The organism is Achromobacter sp. GbtcB20 (assembly GCF_019091095.1).
GTDB classification, from domain to species: Bacteria; Pseudomonadota; Gammaproteobacteria; order Burkholderiales; family Burkholderiaceae_B; genus Achromobacter; species Achromobacter mucicolens.
On sequence record NZ_JAGXJZ010000023.1, the window covers coordinates 69,680 to 86,248 of the forward strand.

13 protein-coding genes and 1 tRNA gene are annotated in these 16,569 nt (G+C 64.1%); 3 read left to right on the forward strand and 11 right to left on the reverse strand.

Annotation, left to right across the window (positions count from 1 at the left end; translation table 11 throughout):
- The first annotated feature begins 3 nt into the window (after positions 1 to 3).
- Positions 4 to 1,284 carry a hypothetical protein gene (locus tag KVT32_RS23685; RefSeq protein ID WP_152383352.1) on the forward strand — a complete coding sequence of 427 codons (1,281 nt, stop codon included), beginning with the start codon at positions 4 to 6 and terminating at the stop codon, positions 1,282 to 1,284.
- Here the strand turns inward: KVT32_RS23685 and KVT32_RS23690 are convergent.
- The 9 genes from KVT32_RS23690 to ribD all read right to left on the reverse strand — a co-directional run bounded on the left by KVT32_RS23690 (position 1,271) and on the right by ribD (position 12,547).
- On the reverse strand, positions 1,271 to 2,236 hold the full coding sequence (locus tag KVT32_RS23690) for a tripartite tricarboxylate transporter substrate binding protein (protein WP_217618906.1): 966 nt from the start codon (positions 2,234 to 2,236) through the stop codon (positions 1,271 to 1,273). The two genes, KVT32_RS23685 and KVT32_RS23690, sit on opposite strands and share 14 nt — an antisense overlap.
- A 69-nt stretch (positions 2,237 to 2,305) precedes the next feature.
- Positions 2,306 to 3,484: a CaiB/BaiF CoA-transferase family protein gene (locus KVT32_RS23695; protein WP_217618907.1), complete on the reverse strand. Its 1,179-nt coding sequence runs from the start codon at positions 3,482 to 3,484 to the stop codon at positions 2,306 to 2,308.
- A gap of 29 nt (positions 3,485 to 3,513) precedes the next feature.
- Positions 3,514 to 4,452 carry a hydroxymethylglutaryl-CoA lyase gene (locus KVT32_RS23700; RefSeq protein WP_217618908.1) on the reverse strand — a complete coding sequence of 313 codons (939 nt, stop codon included), beginning with the start codon at positions 4,450 to 4,452 and terminating at the stop codon, positions 3,514 to 3,516.
- Positions 4,453 to 4,646: 194 nt separating this feature from the next.
- A complete protein-coding gene (locus KVT32_RS23705) occupies positions 4,647 to 5,579 on the reverse strand; it encodes a LysR substrate-binding domain-containing protein (RefSeq protein WP_056327858.1) in 933 nt (310 codons plus the stop codon).
- Positions 5,580 to 5,680: 101 nt separating this feature from the next.
- Positions 5,681 to 5,771 (reverse strand) — tRNA-Ser (locus KVT32_RS23710).
- Between the two features lie 145 nt (positions 5,772 to 5,916).
- Positions 5,917 to 7,470, reverse strand: coding sequence for a SpoVR family protein (locus KVT32_RS23715; protein ID WP_175157337.1), 1,554 nt, complete (start codon positions 7,468 to 7,470; stop codon positions 5,917 to 5,919).
- Entirely contained in the window at positions 7,467 to 8,726 is a 1,260-nt protein-coding gene (locus KVT32_RS23720; protein WP_063951964.1) for a YeaH/YhbH family protein, read from the reverse strand. Before KVT32_RS23720 ends, KVT32_RS23715 begins: the two co-directional genes overlap by 4 nt.
- Before the next feature lie 12 nt (positions 8,727 to 8,738).
- Positions 8,739 to 10,655 (reverse strand): PrkA family serine protein kinase, encoded by a 1,917-nt coding sequence (locus KVT32_RS23725; protein WP_370458365.1) that lies wholly within the window; start codon positions 10,653 to 10,655, stop codon positions 8,739 to 8,741.
- Positions 10,656 to 11,395: 740 nt separating this feature from the next.
- Complete coding sequence (ribD, locus tag KVT32_RS23730) at positions 11,396 to 12,547, reverse strand: bifunctional diaminohydroxyphosphoribosylaminopyrimidine deaminase/5-amino-6-(5-phosphoribosylamino)uracil reductase RibD (protein ID WP_193725352.1); 1,152 nt, start codon at positions 12,545 to 12,547, stop codon at positions 11,396 to 11,398.
- Between the two features lie 176 nt (positions 12,548 to 12,723).
- Between ribD and KVT32_RS23735 the strand changes: the two genes are divergently transcribed.
- Together KVT32_RS23735 and KVT32_RS23740 are read left to right on the forward strand one after the other, a co-directional pair.
- The gene (locus KVT32_RS23735; protein WP_142051290.1) at positions 12,724 to 13,287 is read left to right on the forward strand and encodes a cysteine hydrolase family protein; all 564 of its coding nucleotides are present in this window, start codon (positions 12,724 to 12,726) and stop codon (positions 13,285 to 13,287) included.
- A gap of 20 nt (positions 13,288 to 13,307) precedes the next feature.
- The gene (locus tag KVT32_RS23740; protein WP_152383346.1) at positions 13,308 to 14,267 is read left to right on the forward strand and encodes a GlxA family transcriptional regulator; all 960 of its coding nucleotides are present in this window, start codon (positions 13,308 to 13,310) and stop codon (positions 14,265 to 14,267) included.
- Here the strand turns inward: KVT32_RS23740 and nrdR are convergent.
- A complete protein-coding gene (nrdR, locus tag KVT32_RS23745) occupies positions 14,264 to 14,743 on the reverse strand; it encodes a transcriptional regulator NrdR (protein WP_056327845.1) in 480 nt (159 codons plus the stop codon). The two genes, KVT32_RS23740 and nrdR, sit on opposite strands and share 4 nt — an antisense overlap.
- A gap of 218 nt (positions 14,744 to 14,961) precedes the next feature.
- Positions 14,962 to 16,212, reverse strand: a complete 1,251-nt coding sequence (gene glyA, locus KVT32_RS23750) for a serine hydroxymethyltransferase (RefSeq protein ID WP_056327844.1) — start codon at positions 16,210 to 16,212, stop codon at positions 14,962 to 14,964.
- Between the last annotated feature and the right edge of the window lie 357 nt (positions 16,213 to 16,569).

Here is a 16,569-nt window from a genome sequence, read left to right on the forward strand (position 1 = left end):
CCCATGAATCGCATGTTTGCCACGCCCATCGCCTGCCGCCGTCTGAACGACGCGCCGCACCACCATTTCTTCGGTTACTACAACAAGACCGTCTGGCACCGCGACGGGCGCTATCTGCTTGCCAACCGCACCGCCTTCGCCGATGCCGTCCTGACGCCCGAATTGCGCGCAGAAGTCGGTTACTTCGACGTGCAAGACGGCGACCGCTATCACGCGGTGGGCGAGACCACCGCATGGAACTGGCAGATGGGCTGCCAGTTGCAATGGCTGGACGGCGCCCCCAGCCCGCAGCTGATCTACAACTGCCGCAGCGCCGACGACAGCGGCGTCTATCCCGGCTTTCGTAGCGCCATCCACGACATCGCCACCGGCCAGACCCGCGTGCTGCCCCTGCCGATCTACGTGGCCGCGCCCAACAGCCGCTATGCGCTGTGCGTGGACTACCGCCGGCTCTACATCACCCACCAGACGATCGGCTACAGCGAACATGCCCCCGGCCCCGTCGCCCTCGCACCTGCCGATGACGGCATTCGCGCGATGGACCTGGAGACCGGCGCTCACCGCCTGCTGGTCAGCTACGCCGACCTGCGCAACTTCCATCCGCGCGAGTCGATGGACCGGGCCATCCACTGGGTCAGCCACATAGAGGTCAATCCCTCGTCCACGCGCATCCTGTTCCTGCACCGCTGGACCGAACGCGTCGCGGATGAAACGTGCTTCCTGCATCGCCTCATCACCATGAACGCGGACGGCAGCGACATGCGCCTCCTGGAATGCTCCGACCACCCGCTGCCGCAACTGGCCGACGACTTCGACCCGAACGCGGTGGGCACCTTCGACTACGAGAAGTCCGAATACCAGATCTCGCACCCGCTGTGGCGCGACGACACCTCGATCATCGTCTGGGGCCCGCATGCCGGCAGCATCCACTACCACCTGTATGAAGACGCCCCGGACGGCCACGTGCAAGTCGTGGGCGACGGCGTGCTGACCGAGAACGGCCACATGACGTTTTCACCGGTCGACACGCGCTGGCTGCTCAGCGACACCTATCCGGACAGCGCCACGCACGAGCGCATCCTGTTCCTGTACGACATGGAAACGGGCGGCCGGCATGCGCTGGGAAGCTTCTATGCCGACCCGAACCTGTCCAAGGAAAACCGCTGCGACCTGCATCCGCGCTGGAGCCGCGACGGCACGCAGGTCTGCATCGACTCCGTGCACGAAGGCGAACGCCAGATGTATGTGCTGGACGTGTCGCCGATCGTGCTTAATCCAGCTTGACTTTCGCGCCCTCGATCACGGGCTTCCACTTCTGGTAGTCCTGCTTGATCGTCGCGGCGAACTGCTCCGGCGTCGTGGGCATGGCCTGCGCGCCCTGAGCGGCCAAGGCTTCCTGCATCGCCGGCAACGCCAGCACCTTGTTCAGTTCCGTGTTCAGCGTCTGGATGATGGGCTTGGGCGTCTTGGCCGGCGCCAGCAAGCCATACCAGACCCGCACGTCGAAGTTCGGATAACCCAGCTCCGCCACCGTCGGCACGTCGGGCAGAACCGGGCTGCGCTGCGGCGAGGTCACGGCCAGCGCGACGGCGCTGCCGGCCTTGAGCTGCGGCGCCGCCGACGGGATCGACGTGAAGATCACCGGCACCTGCCCGCCCAGCAGGTCTGCCATTGCCGGCCCCGACCCCTTGTACGGCACATGCACCAACTTGATGTCCGCCCGCTGCTGAAGCAGTTCGGCAGCCAGGTGCGTGATGGTGCCGGCGCCGGGCGACCCGTAGTTGACCGCGCCGGGCGCCTTGCGGGCCGCTTGGATCAGCGCCTGCAAGGTCTGATAGGGGCTGGACTTGCCGGCCACAATGACCAGCGGCGCTTCGCCCACGATGCCGATCGGCGCAAAGTCCTTGACCGGGTCGTATGAAAGCTTGCTGTAGATGGAAGGCGCCACCGCCAGGTTGTCGACCTGCCCCATGACGATCTCGTAGCCGTCCGGCTTGGCGCGCGCGGCCGCGCCGATGCCGATGGTGCCGCCCGCGCCCGGCCGGTTCTCGGCCACCACGTTCCATTTGGTGGTCTCGCCCAGCTTGGCGGCCACCGTGCGGGACAGGAAGTCCGTGCCCCCGCCCGGCGTGAACGGCACGATGATGCGGATGGGCTGATTCGGGTAGGACTCCTGGGCGTGGGCGCCTGCCGCGACGCCCAGCACGCAAGCTGAAAGCAGAAGGTTGCGTAGCATGTGATGTGTCTCCGTCGTTATTGCTTTATAGGCAGGCGGTGTCGCCTTGGTGGTCCTGCCGCGGCGCGTTCAGATGACGCCGCGTTCCTGCAATCCAATAATGTCGTCCTGCGCAAAACCGAACTGCAGCAGCACATCGCGGGTATCGGCGCCCAGCGCGGGCGCCGGTTGCACGGGCCGGGCTTCAGCCTGCGCAAACTTGATCGGGAAACCCAGCATACGCACATCGCCGTGGCCGCCATGCGGGACGTCGATCGCCATGCGCTGGTCCTGCACCTGGGGATCCTCGAACACTTCCTGCAGGTTCAGCACCTGGCCGCACGGCACGCCGAACCGGTTCAGCCGTTCGATCCAGTGGGCGCTGGTGTGCTGACGCGTGCGCGTCTGGATGGCCTCGGTGATCGCGCCACGGTTGCGCATGCGATCGGCGTTCGTCGCAAAGCGCGGGTCGGCGCGCAGCTCGGACAGCTCCAGCGCGTCCAGCAGCTTGTGATAGACGACGTCGTTGCTGGGCGCGATGGCGACCTGCCCGTCGGCCGTCTCGAACAGCCCGTAGGGCGACGCGATGCCGTGATCGTTGCCCGTGCGCGCCGGTAGCCGGCCGTCGGCAAAATAGTTCGACGCCTGAAAGCTCAAGAGGCCGATCATGCTGCCCAGGAGGCTCACGCTGACGCTGTCGCCCTGGCCGGTGCGCTCGCGGCGCAGCAGCGCCGCCACGATGCCCAGCGCGCCATTCATGCCAGCCACCAGATCGCTGATGGGCGGGCCCGCGCGCATGGGCGGCTGGCTTTCCGCGCCATTCAGGCTCATGAACCCGCTCATCGCCTGCGCGATGAAATCGAAGGCCGGCCGGTCGCGATATGGCCCCGTCGTGCCAAAGCCGTTGATGCTGCAATGAATGATGTCGGGCTTGAGCGCCTTGAGCGCTTCGTCGCCCAGGCCCATCTTCTGCATGACGCCCGGGCGGTAGTTCTCGACGATCACATCGCATTCGGCGATCAGGCGCCGCAGCACGGCCTTGCCCTCCTCGCTGTACAGGTCGAGCGTGACGGATTTCTTGTTGCGGTTGTAGTTGGCGAAGTACCAGCTCAGGCCATCGCGTATCACGCCCTGGGCACGCACCGGGTCGCCTTCGCCAGGCGTCTCGATCTTGATGACCTCTGCGCCCATGTCGGCGAGAAGTGAGGTGCAGAACGGGCCCGAGATGATGCGGGTCAGGTCCAGAATGCGGAATCCGGATAAAGGCATGGGTTCTTGTGAATCCAGGGTTGCGGAAATCAGCCGACGGCGGCCACGGCGCCGTCGTAATCGTGCAAGGCAAGCCGCGGCCCGGCCTTCATCACCTGGCCGGACAACGGGCGCTTCATCACCTGTTCAAGATGCCGCGACGCCTGGATCAGCGCTGCCAGGTCAATGCCCGTCTCGATATCCATCTCATGCAGCAGATTGACCGTATCTTCGGTGCAGACATTTCCCGTCGCCCCCGGCGCGAACGGACAGCCGCCCAAGCCGCCCAGGGACGATTCAAAGGACGTGATGCCCGCGTGCAGCCCCTCGACCACATTCACCAGCCCGAGGCCGCGCGTGTTGTGAAAGTGCAGGGAAAAGTCCATGGCTGGAAACGCCGCGCGCAGCCCGTCGACCGTCTTGCGCACCAGCCGCGGCGTCGCCATGCCCGTCGTGTCGCCCAGCGTGACGGCGTCGAAATCCAGGCGGGCAAACTCGGCCACGATGGTCTTTAACGTGGCGATATCGATATCGCCTTCGAATGGACAACCGAAGGCCACCGCGATGGCGCCCTTGCGCCGCATGGGATGGTCCTTTAACAGCGCCGCCACGTCCTCGATATCGCGCAGCGATTGCTCCACGGACCGGTTCAGGTTCTTTCTGTTGTGGCTTTCGCTAGCCGACAGGAACACCACGATTTCATCGGCACGCGATGCAAGCGCGCGTTCCACGCCGCGCGGGTTCGGCGCCAGCGCGCTCAACACCACGCCAGGCCGCTTGTCCGCCAGCGCCAGCAATTCCGCGGCGTCTCGCATCTGCGGCACGGCACGGGGCGACACGAACGAGGTTGCCTCGATGTGGCGCACGCCGGCGGCAATCAATTCATTCAGGATGGCAGCCTTGGTGTCGGTGGGCACGAACTCGGGCTCGCTTTGCAGTCCGTCCCGCAGTCCCACCTCCACGATCTGCACTCGGCTTGGAAGGCTCACTTCTGTCTCCTCGCGCCCGCGCGGCGGGCGGTCCATGGGCTTGAAGCGTCATCTTCCGAGGTCATCCGCCACGGCACAAATCGCGAATCTTCAGCGGGGCATCGCCATTCGCGATGGCTGCGCGCGGCGGCGCCTGCGTTGGCAGTCTGGATTTTGCTGCGCAACATCCGGGTCCGAATCCGGAAAGACCTGCCTCAATTGCCGGAGGCGGCGGCCTCTTGCAGCAGGTGTTCCATCAGCAGCCGGGCTGCGCCGGACAGGGGTTCATTGCTGCGCACGCACAATTTGAGCTGGCGCCGCGCCCACGCGTCCGTCAAAGGGATAATCCTTAGATCGCCGCAATCGAACAGGGACAGCGCCTCCACGGGCACGATGCCGATGCCCAGCTCCCGGCGCACCATCGACACCAGCGCATCGTACGAAGTGACCTGGAACCGCAGCCGCACCGTCCGATTGATGGCCGCCGCCTCGCGCGTGAACAGGTAGTTCGCGGCGCTGCCCCGATGCATGCCGACATGGTCGTATTCCAGCGTGTCGGCAAACGCCACGCGCTCGCGCGCAGCAAGCGGATGAGACCGGTTGACCACCAGCGTCATCACATCGCGCCGGTACGGAAAACTCTGCAGCCCGCTGTCGTCATCGGTCTGGGTATAGATGCCGATATCACTCACGTTTTCCTGCACCGCGCGCGTCACCGCCGAACTGACGTTTTCCTCAAGATCGATCTGCACGCCGGGATGCAGAGCCAGAAAGCGCTGCAGATCTTCCGGCAGAAACTGCGTGATCGACGACAGGTTGGCCGCAATGCGCACGTGCCCGCGCACGCCCGACGAAAAGTCCCGGATCTCGTCCGTGAGGCCGCGCGCCTGATGCAGCAGCGCCCGCGCATGCCGCGCCAACGCGTGCCCCGCGCCCGTTGCTTCCACCCCGCGAGCATGCCGCGTGATCAGCGCCACATCCAGGATGCGTTCCAGTTCAGACAACCGCTTGCTCAGCGCCGACGGCGCAATGTGCTCACGCGTGGCGGCCGCGGCAATGCTGCCTTCTTCGACCACGGCCACAAAGACCTGCAGGCTGTAGAGATCCAGGCGAGGCGCGGATGATCGGATCGATGGGTCGAAAGTCATGGCACGAGCGTACCGTAACGATTCCCGGAAATGCAAAAAGCCCCGATTTCTGGGAAATCGGGGCTTTTATTGGCTGGCCGGTGAGGCCTTGCCGGTATTCTTGGCGGACAGAGGGGGATTCGAACCCCCGATACGCTTTTGACGTATACACGCTTTCCAGGCGTGCGCCTTCAACCGCTCGGCCACCTGTCCTACTGCATCTTCAGGGGCCTTTTGGTGCTGCTAAAAGACGCTGCTGAAAATGCGAATCCGCGATTCTAGCAGAATGCGCGGCCACACAGCAAGCGGCCATACAAAAAGGGACGCACTACGCGCGTCCCTTCCCCTGCCAACGGCTTTACTTCGACGCCGGCGGGTCCTGCTCCCGGTAGGAGCTGATCGTGCCGTCCGGTTCGGTCTCTTCGAGCCGGACGCGGAATCCCCACAGGCGGGCCAGGTGCTTCATGACCTGTTCGGCGTCTTCGCCCGCCAGCGGCCGGCCGCGGCTTTTCAGGTGGCGCAGCACCAGCGAACGGTCAGTGTCGCGGTTGAAGCGGATGACCTGGATGTCGGGCACCTGGTTGTCGCGGTTGTGCTGTGCGGCAAGCAGGCGGCGAATGTCGCGGTAGCCCTCGTCGTCGTGGATCGCGGCCACTTCCAGCTTGGGGTTGGCCTGATGGTCCGAGATGGCGAAGAAGCGGAACTCGCGGATCAGCCGCGGGGACAGGTACTGCGAGATGAAGGATTCGTCCTTGAAGTTGCGCATGGCGAAGTCCAGCGTCTTCAGCCAGTCGCCGCCCGCAATGTCCGGGAACCAGCGGCGATCCTCGGGCGTGGGCGCTTCGCAGATGCGGCGGATGTCCGACATCATCGCAAAGCCCAGCGCATAGGGATTGATGCCGCCATAGCCGCGCTCGTCAAAGCCGCGCTGGCTGACGACGTTGGTGTGGCTTTGCAGGAACTCCATCATGAAGCCGTCGTTCACCAGCCCCTTGTCATGCAGGCGGTTCAGGATGGTGTAGTGCCAGAACGTGGCCCAGCCTTCGTTCATGACCTTGGTCTGGGTCTGCGGATAGAAATACTGCGCGACCTTGCGCACGATGCGCACCAGTTCCTTCTGCCACGGCGCCAGCTTGGGCGAGTACTTCTCGATGAAGTACAGCAGGTTTTCCTCGGGCTCGGGCGGAAACACGGTTGCCGCAACGCGGGTGTCCTTGTCCGCCTCGATCCGCGGCAGCGTGCGCCACAGGTCGTTGTATTGCAGGCGCGCGTGTTCTTCGCGCTCGGCCTGGCGGGTCGCCTCTTCCTTGTACGAGACCGGCGCGGGCCGCTTGTAGCGATCCACCCCGTGATGCGACAGCGCATGGCAGGAGTCCAGCAGCGACTCCACGGCGTCGATGCCGTAGCGGTCTTCGCAGTCCATCACGTATTTGCGCGCGAAGACCAGGTAGTCCAGCACGCCATCGGCGTCCGTCCATTGCCGGAACAGGTAGTTGCCCTTGAAGAAGGAATTGTGCCCGTAGCAGGCGTGCGCAATCACGAGCGCCTGCATCGGCATGGAATTCTCTTCCATGAGGTACGAGATGCACGGGTTGGAATTGATGACGATTTCGTACGCCAGCCCTTGCATGCCGCGGCGGTAGAACTGCTCGTTGCGGATGAATTCCTTGCCGTAGGACCAGTGGGGATAGCCGATGGGCAAGCCCGCCGATGCGTAGGCATCCAGCATCTGTTCCGAGGTGATGACCTCGATCTGGTTCGGATAGGTGTCCAGGCCATATTCGCGGGCGATCTGCGAGATCGCGTCGTCATAGGTCTGGATCAGTTCGAACGTCCATTCGGAACCCTGCGAAATCGGCACGGCGGCACCGCCCGACCCCGGCTCCGCGAGAGCACCCATGTTGGCGTTCATGCGGTCTCCTTCTTGAACAGGTCGTGGAACACGGGAAAGATCTCGCCGCGGTCGCAGATGCGCCGCATGACGAAATGCGGTTCCAGTTTCTGTTCGTACTCGGCCCACAGGCTACTCTTGCGAGCCTCTTGCGAGTCGGGAATTTCAATGTAGGCGAAGTAGCGCGTCGAGGGCAGCAGATGCTCGGCCAGGAATCGCGCGCTCTTGCCCGCGTCGGCGCCAAACGAGTCGCCGTCGCTGGCCTGCGCCGCATAAACGTTCCATGCGGCCGGCGGGTAGCGCTTTTCCAGGATCTCGCGCATCAGCTCCAGCGCCGACAGCACGATCGTGCCGCCGCTCTTGGGGTCGTAGAAGAAGGTGTGTTCGTCGACTTCCTCGGCGTTGTCGGTATGGCGGATGAAAACCAGGTCGACGTGTTCGTACTTGCGCGACAGGAAGAGATAAAGCAGCGTGAAGAAGCGCTTGGCGAGATCCTTCTTGCCCTCGTCCATGGAGCCGGACACGTCCATCAGGCAGAACATGACGGCGCGCGCCATGGGGATGGCGACCGACACGCGATTGCGATAGCGCAGGTCCAGGTCGTCCAGGAACGGCACACGCGCCAGGCGCTCACGGCAGTCCTCGACGTCCTGTTCCAGTTCGCGCACGCGTGCCGCGGGCGCGCCCGCCGCCTTGGCCTCTTCCAGCGCTTTTTCCGCGTCTTCGAGGTCGGCGCGCGCCTTCACACCGAGCGACACGCGCCGCGCCAGCGACGACTTCAGCGTGCGGCTGATGCTGAGCGTGCTGGGCGAGCCCGTGGTCGTGTAGCCGGCGCGCTGCCACTTCTTCTGGCTGACCTCGCCAAGCTGGTTGCGCGCCAGGTGCGGCAATTCCAGATCCTCGAAAAAGAGGTTCAGGAATTCGGCGCGCGACAGGCTGAAGGTGAACTGGTCCACCGACTCGCCTTCACCCGGCTCGGACCCGCCTTCGCCCTGCCCGCCCTGCGGCCGGTCGAAGGTGTCACCCTTGGCGAATTCGCGATTGCCCGGATGCACCATCTCGCGGTCGCCGCCCGCGCCGTGCCGGAACGTCGGCTCGGAGATGTCGCGGGCGGGCAGGTTGATCTCACCGCCTTGATCCATATCCTGGATCGAGCGGTCACGGATCATCCCGTGCACCGCCTTGCGGATCTGATCCTTGTAACGCCGAAGAAAGCGCTCCCGGTTAACGGCGCTCTTGTTGCGACCGTTAAGACGGCGATCGATCAGTGAATTCATGATTCACCTCGCTCAGGAAGACTTCCTCACACGGAGATACCACTCGCACAGCAGCCTGACCTGCTTTTCCGTGTAGCCCTTCTCCACCATCCGGTCGACGAAGCTCTGGTGTTTCGACTTGTCCTCGGCCGAGGCCTTGGCGTTGAACGAAATCACCGGCAGCAGGTCTTCCGTGTTCGAGAACATCTTCTTCTCGATCACTTCGCGCAGCTTTTCATAGCTGGTCCAGTTCGGATTGCGGCCGCTGTTGTTGGCGCGCGCCCGCAGCACGAAGTTCACGATCTCGTTACGGAAGTCCTTCGGATTGGCGATGCCCGCCGGCTTCTCGATCTTTTCCAGCTCATCGTTCAGCGCGCTACGGTCGAAGCTTTCGCCGGTTTCGGGATCGCGGAATTCCTCGTCCTGGATCCAGCAGTCGGCAAACGTCACGTAGCGGTCGAAGATGTTCTGGCCGTACTCGGAGTAGGACTCCAGGTAGGCGGTCTGGATCTCCTTGCCGATGAACTCCGCGTAGCGCGGCGCGAGGAAGCCCTTGATGAACTCCAGATAGCGCCGGCGGATCTCGTCGGGATAGTCTTCGCGGCCGATGCGTTGCTCCAGCACGTACATCAGATGCACCGGATTGGCGGCCACTTCGGTCTGGTCGTAATTGAAGACGCTGGACAGGATCTTGTACGCGAAACGCGTTGAGACCCCGGTCATGCCTTCGTCGGTGCCCGCATAGTCCTTGTATTCCTGCAGCGCCTTGGCCTTGGGATCGACATCCTTCAGGCTTTCGCCGTCGTAGACCCGCAGCTTGGAATAGATGCTGGAATTCTCGGGCTCCTTCAGGCGCGTCAGCACCGAGAACTGCGCCATCATGTCCAGCGTTCCGGGCGCGCACGGCGCTTCGGACAGCGAGCTGTGATGCAGCAGCTTCTCGTAGATGCGGACCTCTTCGGAAACCTGCAGGCAGTAAGGCACCTTGACGATGTAAATACGGTCAAGGAACGCCTCGTTGTGCTTGTTGTTGCGGAAGGTCTGCCACTCGGATTCGTTCGAGTGCGCCAGGATCGTGCCGTTGAACGGGATGGCAGAGAAGCCTTCCGTGCCCTTGAAGTTGCCTTCCTGGGTGGCCGTCAACAGCGGATGCAGCATCTTGATCGGCGCCTTGAACATTTCCACGAACTCGAGCAGCCCCTGGTTCGCCAGGCACAACCCGCCCGAGTAACTGTAGGCGTCGGGGTCGTCCTGCGAATGGCGATCGAGCTTGCGGATATCCACCTTGCCCACCAGCGACGAAATGTCCTGATTGTTCTCGTCGCCCGGCTCGGTCTTGGCGATGGCGATCTGGCGCAGCACCGAAGGGTTCAGGCGCACGACGCGAAACTTCGAGATGTCGCCGTCGAATTCCTTCAGGCGCTTGACTGCCCACGGCGACATGATGCCGGTCAGGTAGCGCTTCGGAATGCCGTATTCCTTTTCGAGCATGTCGCCGAACCGTTCGGGATGAAACAACCCGAGCGGCGATTCGTTGACCGGCGATCCCTTCAGGGCGTAGATCGGAAAACTTTCCATCAACGCCTTGAGCCGTTCCGCGATGGACGACTTGCCGCCGCCCACCGGCCCGAGCAGATAGAGGATTTGCTTGCGCTCCTCCAGTCCCTGCGCGGCGTGCTTGAAGAACGCGACGATCTGTCCGATCACGTCCTCCATGCCGTAGAACTCCTGGAACGCCGGATAGCGTCGGATGGTCCGGTTGGAAAACAAACGGGAAAGACGTGGGTCGTTGCGCGTATCCACGATCTCAGGTTCGCCGATCGCGGCCAACATGCGCTCAGCGGGGCTGGCGTAGGCCATGGGATCGCGCTTGGCGAGGTTCAGATACTCCTCGAGCGAGAGCTCCGATTCCTGCTCTCTTGCATACTGCGACTTGAAGCCTTCGACGATGTTTTGCACGGAAACCTCCTACAACACGCGAAAAATTCAATACGTCCCTACATGCCCATTGTGCATCAGCGCCTGCGAATTACTAAACAACTTCGCTGTCGGCGTTTTCGGCAGGTCGTTATGTTGCTTTCGCCACACATCAACCATAAGCACGATCGGACCCTTTCTGTTTAGGCTGCACCCCTCGGAAACAAGTTCCATCAGGGTTGCAACGTTGGTGAGCAAATTCGCACAGTCGTTTTCAGCATAGAGCCGCATATAGCGTGCCTGACGCAGCCGCACATGAAATGCTCGGCAATGAAATGACGGAATGAGCGATATCCAATGGATTCTTATGAGCCGGGGATAAACCCGAAGCGTCCGCCATGCGATCGCAGCGAACGTGCTGAACGGCGCTTTGCGTCTTCGTTCAGTGTCGTGCCGGTCGGTGTTGAACTGCGCCGATTCGCGGCACGGGAATCCGTGGTGACGAGGGCGCGCGGCGGCTGTGCGGGGGGTCCGTGAGCGCGTAGCGCCAAGTCATGCGTCTTATGCTAAGCCTGTGACCGTCTCGTGGCAATTCATTTTGTGCGAATTGCGCGTGCGCGTAATCACGCGAAACACGATTGACGCCGCGCATGCCGATGCCGGTCATGCAATACGGCACGTCACATCGGCAGCGCCGCGCCGCCGAGACGCAGGCAGCGCGCGGCTCTACGCGGATTGGCAGCCGCACCCTCGGAGTGCTAGCAGCGGTTTTGCTACGACAGCGCGGGCAGCGCCACGCTTTCCATCAATTGGCGCCACGTGCCGGCGACACGCGCGCGAACACATAGATCCGCACCCACGCGCACGGCATCGGTGAATTCATAACGCCGCGCGGCGTCCAGATGCTCCAGCATCGGCAGGCGCACCATGCCCGCCGCGTCGCCCAGCAGCACCGGCGCCAGATACAGCAGCAGTTCGTCGACGCAGCCAGCGGAAACCAGCGCGCCGCTCAGGCCCGCGCCGGCCTCGACGTGGACCTCGTTGAACTGCTCGGCAGCCATCCAGCGCATCATCGCGGGCAGATCGACACGGCCCGGTTCCGTCCCGGGCAAGCACACGACACGCGCGTTCTTGTCCGCCAGGCGCGCGGCCTTTGCCGCGTCCTCGCGCGCGGTGAACACGATGACCTGCGCGCCGTCGAACAACCGCGCGGTTTCGGGGATCTCGAAACGGCCGTCCACGACGGCCTTGCGCGGCTGGCGCGGCGTCTGGACGTCGCGCACGTTCAATTGGGGATCGTCCTTCTGCACCGTGCCCATGCCCGTCAGGACGACACAACTGCGCGCGCGCCAGCGGTGCCCGTCGGCGCGCGCCTCGGGACCCGTGATCCATTGCGACATGCCGTTATGCAGCGCGCTGCGGCCGTCCAGCGACGCCGCCATCTTCATCCACACCCACGGCAGGCCGCGGCTCATGCGCGAGATGAAGCCGGCGTTCACCGCCAGCGCCTCTTCGCGGCAAACGCCCGTCGTCACCGCGATGCCGGCGTCGCGCAGGCGCGCCAGCCCCTGGCCGTTCACCAGCGGATTCGGATCGCCCATTGCGACCACCACGCGCGCCGGCCGCGCCGCCAGCACCGCATCCACGCAAGGCGGCGTGCGGCCGAAATGGCTGCAGGGCTCCAGCGTGACGTACAACGTGGAACCTGCCACGGATTCGCCACGCGACTGCGCGTCGCGCAGCGCGCAGATTTCGGCATGCGGGCCGCCTGGCGGCTGCGTCGCGCCTTCGCCAAGCACGCGGCCGTCGCGCACGATGACGCAGCCGACCCGGGGGTTGGGCGCGGTGGTCGTCATGACGGTCTGCGCCAGCGCCAGCGCGCGTCGCATCCAGAAAAGGTCGTCGGAGTCGCGGGAAATGTCCATGCCGGCGATTGTATGTCCGCCGGCGCCGTCCCGCCCGGCTTTGCCCCCGTGCCGCCGCGCCAAGATACGGATGTCCGTTTTGGGCCGTACGTAGTCTCGGATCGCGCTCGCCGCCGAGCCGGTTCGGAGTAAAAATAGCGCCGTACCCCTTGAATCCTTGGCCAGGAGGCCCGGAAATGAAACAGGCACTTATCGTTATCGACGTACAAGACTCTTTCCGCCAACGTCCGTTTTGGGACGAATCGGAGTATCCCGCGTTCATTTCGCAGATTCAGGCCCTGATCGACGGCGCCCAGGCCCAGGACATTCCAGTGCTGCAGGTGTTTCACACCAGCCCGTCCGATGATCCCGCGAACCCCTTTTCGCTCGCCTCCGGACACGTCAAGACGTTGAAGGAACTGCGTATTGCTCCGACCGCGGTGTTCCACAAGACGGTCCATTCGTCGCTCTACGCGAAGGATGAAACCGGCGCCACGTTGCACGACTGGCTGCTCAAGCACGGCATCGAAGGCATCATCGTGGCTGGTATCCGCACCGAACAATGCTGCGAAACCACGTCGCGCCATGCCAGCGATGCCGGCTTCAAGGTGGTCTTTCCGACTGACGCCACGCTGACCTTCGCGATGCAAAGCCCGTCGGGCAGGACCTACACGCCGGCCGAGATCCGCGATCGGACCGAGCTGGTGCTGCAAGGCCGTTTTGCCCGCATCGTCCGCGCCGCCGACGCGCTGGCCGTGTAACGCGCAGGCGGGAGGCGCAGATGGTTCCGGTGTACTTCGTGGTGCCGCGCGGCATCGTCCTCCTGGACCTCGCCGGTCCGGCAGAGGCCTTCCGTGTGGCCAACAAGCTGTGCCCGGGCACATTCACCCAGCATTTCTGCAGCCCCTCCCGCGACGTCGAAAGCGGCATTCCCGGCCTGCACCTGGCGCGCTTGCAGCCCCTGCCGGCCGTGCTGCCGGCAAACGCGCTGGTCATCGTCTCGGGCGTGGTGGGCAAGCACACGCGCCTGGACGATGAGGACGCGCGCGCCATCGTGGCGTGGCTGGCTGCCCGGCATCCGGCCGACGGCTTCACCTTGATGACGGTCTGTGCGGGCGCGCTGTTCGCGGCTGCGGCGGGGCTGACGCGGCAGCGCGAATGCACCACCCACCACACGTGCCTGGAACAGCTTGCCGCCCTTGACCCCACCGCGCGCCTGCAGGACAACCGCATCTTCGTCGAGGACGGAAACCTCGTCAGCAGCGCGGGCATCACGGCGGGGATCGATCTGGCGCTGCACATGGTGGCGCGCCATTGCGGCCCGCGCGTGGCCAGCGAGGCGGCGCGCGACATGGTTGTCTACCAGCGCCGCGCCGGCTCGGACTCGGCCCTGTCGCCGTGGCTGGATCATCGCAGCCATATGCATCCCGGCGTGCACCGGGTGCAGGATGCCGTCATCCGCGATCCCGCCGCCCCCTGGTCGGCCCAGTCGCTGGCGGACCAGGCGCACACCAGTGCTCGGCACCTGACGCGCCTGTTTCGCGAGCACGCGGGGTGCACGCCGATGGATTACCTGTATCAGATCCGCGTGGCGCTGGCTCGCGACCTGCTGCGCGACACCCGGCTGGACCTGGAACGCGTGGCGGAGAAGTCGGGATTTGGATCGGCGCAGCACATGCGCCGCGTGTGGCGCAAATTCCAGCCGCTGACGCCCAGCCTGATGCGCGGGGCGCCCGGCTAGTCCTTGCGCAACTTGCCCGGCAGCAGCGGGCCCTGCATCTCGCGGATGGCTTCGACAAATTCACCGATGTCCTCGAAGCTTTTGTAGACCGAGGCGAAACGCACGTAGGCCACCTTGTCCAGCTTGCGCAGCTCGTTCATGACGAGCTCGCCGATATGTTCGGACGGCACCTCGCGCTGGCCGCTGGCCAGCAATTGCTCTTCGATCCGGGCGACGGCGGCATCCACGTCCTCCGTGCTGACGGGACGTTTGCGCAGCGCTAGGCTCAGGCTTGCGCGCAGCTTGACGGGATCATATTCGCTGCGGCTGCCATTGCGCTTGACGATCGACGGCATGGCAAGCTCCACCCGTTCGTAGGTGGTGAACCGCTTGTCACAGGACAGGCAGCGGCGGCGACGGCGGATGGCGTCGCCCTCTTCGGAGACCCGGCTGTCGACAACCTGCGTTTCGGCATTGCCGCAAAATGGACACCGCATGTGTGATCCCTAAAGGCGCTGGTGGCAATAATTGAGCATATTGTAACGACGGGCATGATGCAAAGCGTCAATTCGGACGACTGCCCTGCCGCGGCCGCCTGGCCGATTGCCAGGCAGGACGCCGCCTGCATGCCCAAAAAGAACAAGGGACGGCGTCTTGCGAAACCGTCCCTTTGCCCGATTCCCGTTCGCGGCATGGCCGCGCCCGGGTCGCCCGCTTACTTCTTGCCGTAAACCGGCAGGCGCGAGGTCAATTCATTGACCTTGGCGCGCACGGCGGCGATGTTGGCTTCGTCGCGCGGGTTGTCCAGCACGTCGGCGATCAGGTTGGCCGTCAGTTCGGCGTCGGCTTCGGTGAAGCCGCGGGTCGTCATGGCCGGCGTGCCCAGGCGGATGCCGCTGGTCACGAAGGGCTTTTCCGGATCGTTCGGGATGGCGTTCTTGTTGACCGTGATGTGGGCCTGGCCCAGCACCGCTTCGGCTTCCTTGCCCGTGATGCCCTTGGAACGCAGGTCCACCAGCATGACGTGGCTCTCGGTACGGCCCGAGACGATACGCAGGCCACGCTTGACCAGCGTGTCGGCCAGCACCTTGGCGTTCTTGACGACTTGCTGCGCGTAGTCCTTGAACCCGGGTTCCAGCGCTTCCTTGAAGGCCACGGCCTTGCCGGCGATGACATGCATCAGCGGACCGCCCTGGATGCCGGGGAAAATCGCCGAGTTGATGATCTTCTCGTGCTCGGCCTTCATCATGATGACGCCGCCGCGCGGGCCGCGCAGCGACTTGTGCGTCGTCGAGGTGACGAAGTCGGCGTGCGGGACCGGGTTGGGGTAGGCGCCGCCAGCAACCAGGCCGGCGTAGTGGGCGATGTCGACCATGAACAGCGCGCCGTTTTCACGGGCGATGCGGGCCATGCGTTCGAAATCGATGTGCAGGGCGTAGGCCGACGCGCCAGCCACGATCAGCTTGGGCTTGTGTTCCTTGGCCAACTGCTCGACCTGGTCGTAGTTCAGGACTTCGTTTTCGTCCAGACCATAGGAGATGAAGTTGTACAGCTTGCCCGAGGCGTTGACCGACGCGCCGTGCGTCAGGTGGCCGCCTTCGGCCAGGCTCATGCCGAGCACGGTGTCGCCCGGCTTGAGGACCGCCATGTACACGCCCTGGTTTGCCTGCGAACCCGAGTTGGGCTGCACGTTGGCGGCTTCGGCGCCAAAGATCTGCTTCAGGCGGTCGATGGCCAGCTGTTCGACCACGTCCACGTATTCGCAACCACCGTAGTAGCGCTTGCCCGGGTAGCCTTCGGCGTACTTGTTCGTGAGCTGCGTGCCCTGCGCTTCCATGACGGCGGGGCTGGCGTAGTTCTCCGAAGCGATCAGCTCGATGTGCTGCTCTTGGCGCTGGTCTTCCTTCTGGATGGCGGCCCAAACGTCCGGGTCAGCCTTGGACAAGGTGAGGTTGCGGTCAAACATGACGGGGGTTTCCTGAGGCGGTAATGGAAAAGAAACGGCAGATAAGAAAACGGCGTCGGGCGGGTAAACCCGGAGAATGCTGAGTAGTTTACCCCGTCGCGCGGGATCATTTGCGCTTAAAACCACCGGAACCGCGCCAAATTCCGGCGCACGGGCGCGAAAACCACGGCTTGCCCACGCGGCCGGAAACGGCACTCATGCCGACTTGAGAAAGTTTCATGCAAGGGTGTTCACGCCACGGCCAACGGGGTGTCCGGCCGCGCCGCGGCCTTGCCGCCATGAAAAATCTATGGTCAGCCCGATTTTTGCAAGCGGGTTTGTGTTGGCGTAAATTGGGCTTTGCTCAAATCTATTCGG

Bases quoted from the DNA above. Each gene is read 5' to 3' on its own strand.
- KVT32_RS23685 (WP_152383352.1), top strand. From the start codon at position 4: ATGAATCGCATGTTTGCCACGCCCATCGCCTGCCGCCGTCTGAACGAC.
- KVT32_RS23690 (WP_217618906.1), bottom strand. From the start codon at position 2,236: ATGCTACGCAACCTTCTGCTTTCAGCTTGCGTGCTGGGCGTCGCGGCA.
- KVT32_RS23695 (WP_217618907.1), bottom strand. From the start codon at position 3,484: ATGCCTTTATCCGGATTCCGCATTCTGGACCTGACCCGCATCATCTCG.
- KVT32_RS23705 (WP_056327858.1), bottom strand. From the start codon at position 5,579: ATGACTTTCGACCCATCGATCCGATCATCCGCGCCTCGCCTGGATCTC.
- KVT32_RS23715 (WP_175157337.1), bottom strand. From the start codon at position 7,470: ATGAACGCCAACATGGGTGCTCTCGCGGAGCCGGGGTCGGGCGGTGCC.
- KVT32_RS23720 (WP_063951964.1), bottom strand. From the start codon at position 8,726: ATGAATTCACTGATCGATCGCCGTCTTAACGGTCGCAACAAGAGCGCC.
- ribD (WP_193725352.1), bottom strand. From the start codon at position 12,547: ATGGACATTTCCCGCGACTCCGACGACCTTTTCTGGATGCGACGCGCG.
- KVT32_RS23735 (WP_142051290.1), top strand. From the start codon at position 12,724: ATGAAACAGGCACTTATCGTTATCGACGTACAAGACTCTTTCCGCCAA.
- KVT32_RS23740 (WP_152383346.1), top strand. From the start codon at position 13,308: ATGGTTCCGGTGTACTTCGTGGTGCCGCGCGGCATCGTCCTCCTGGAC.
- nrdR (WP_056327845.1), bottom strand. From the start codon at position 14,743: ATGCGGTGTCCATTTTGCGGCAATGCCGAAACGCAGGTTGTCGACAGC.
- glyA (WP_056327844.1), bottom strand. From the start codon at position 16,212: ATGTTTGACCGCAACCTCACCTTGTCCAAGGCTGACCCGGACGTTTGG.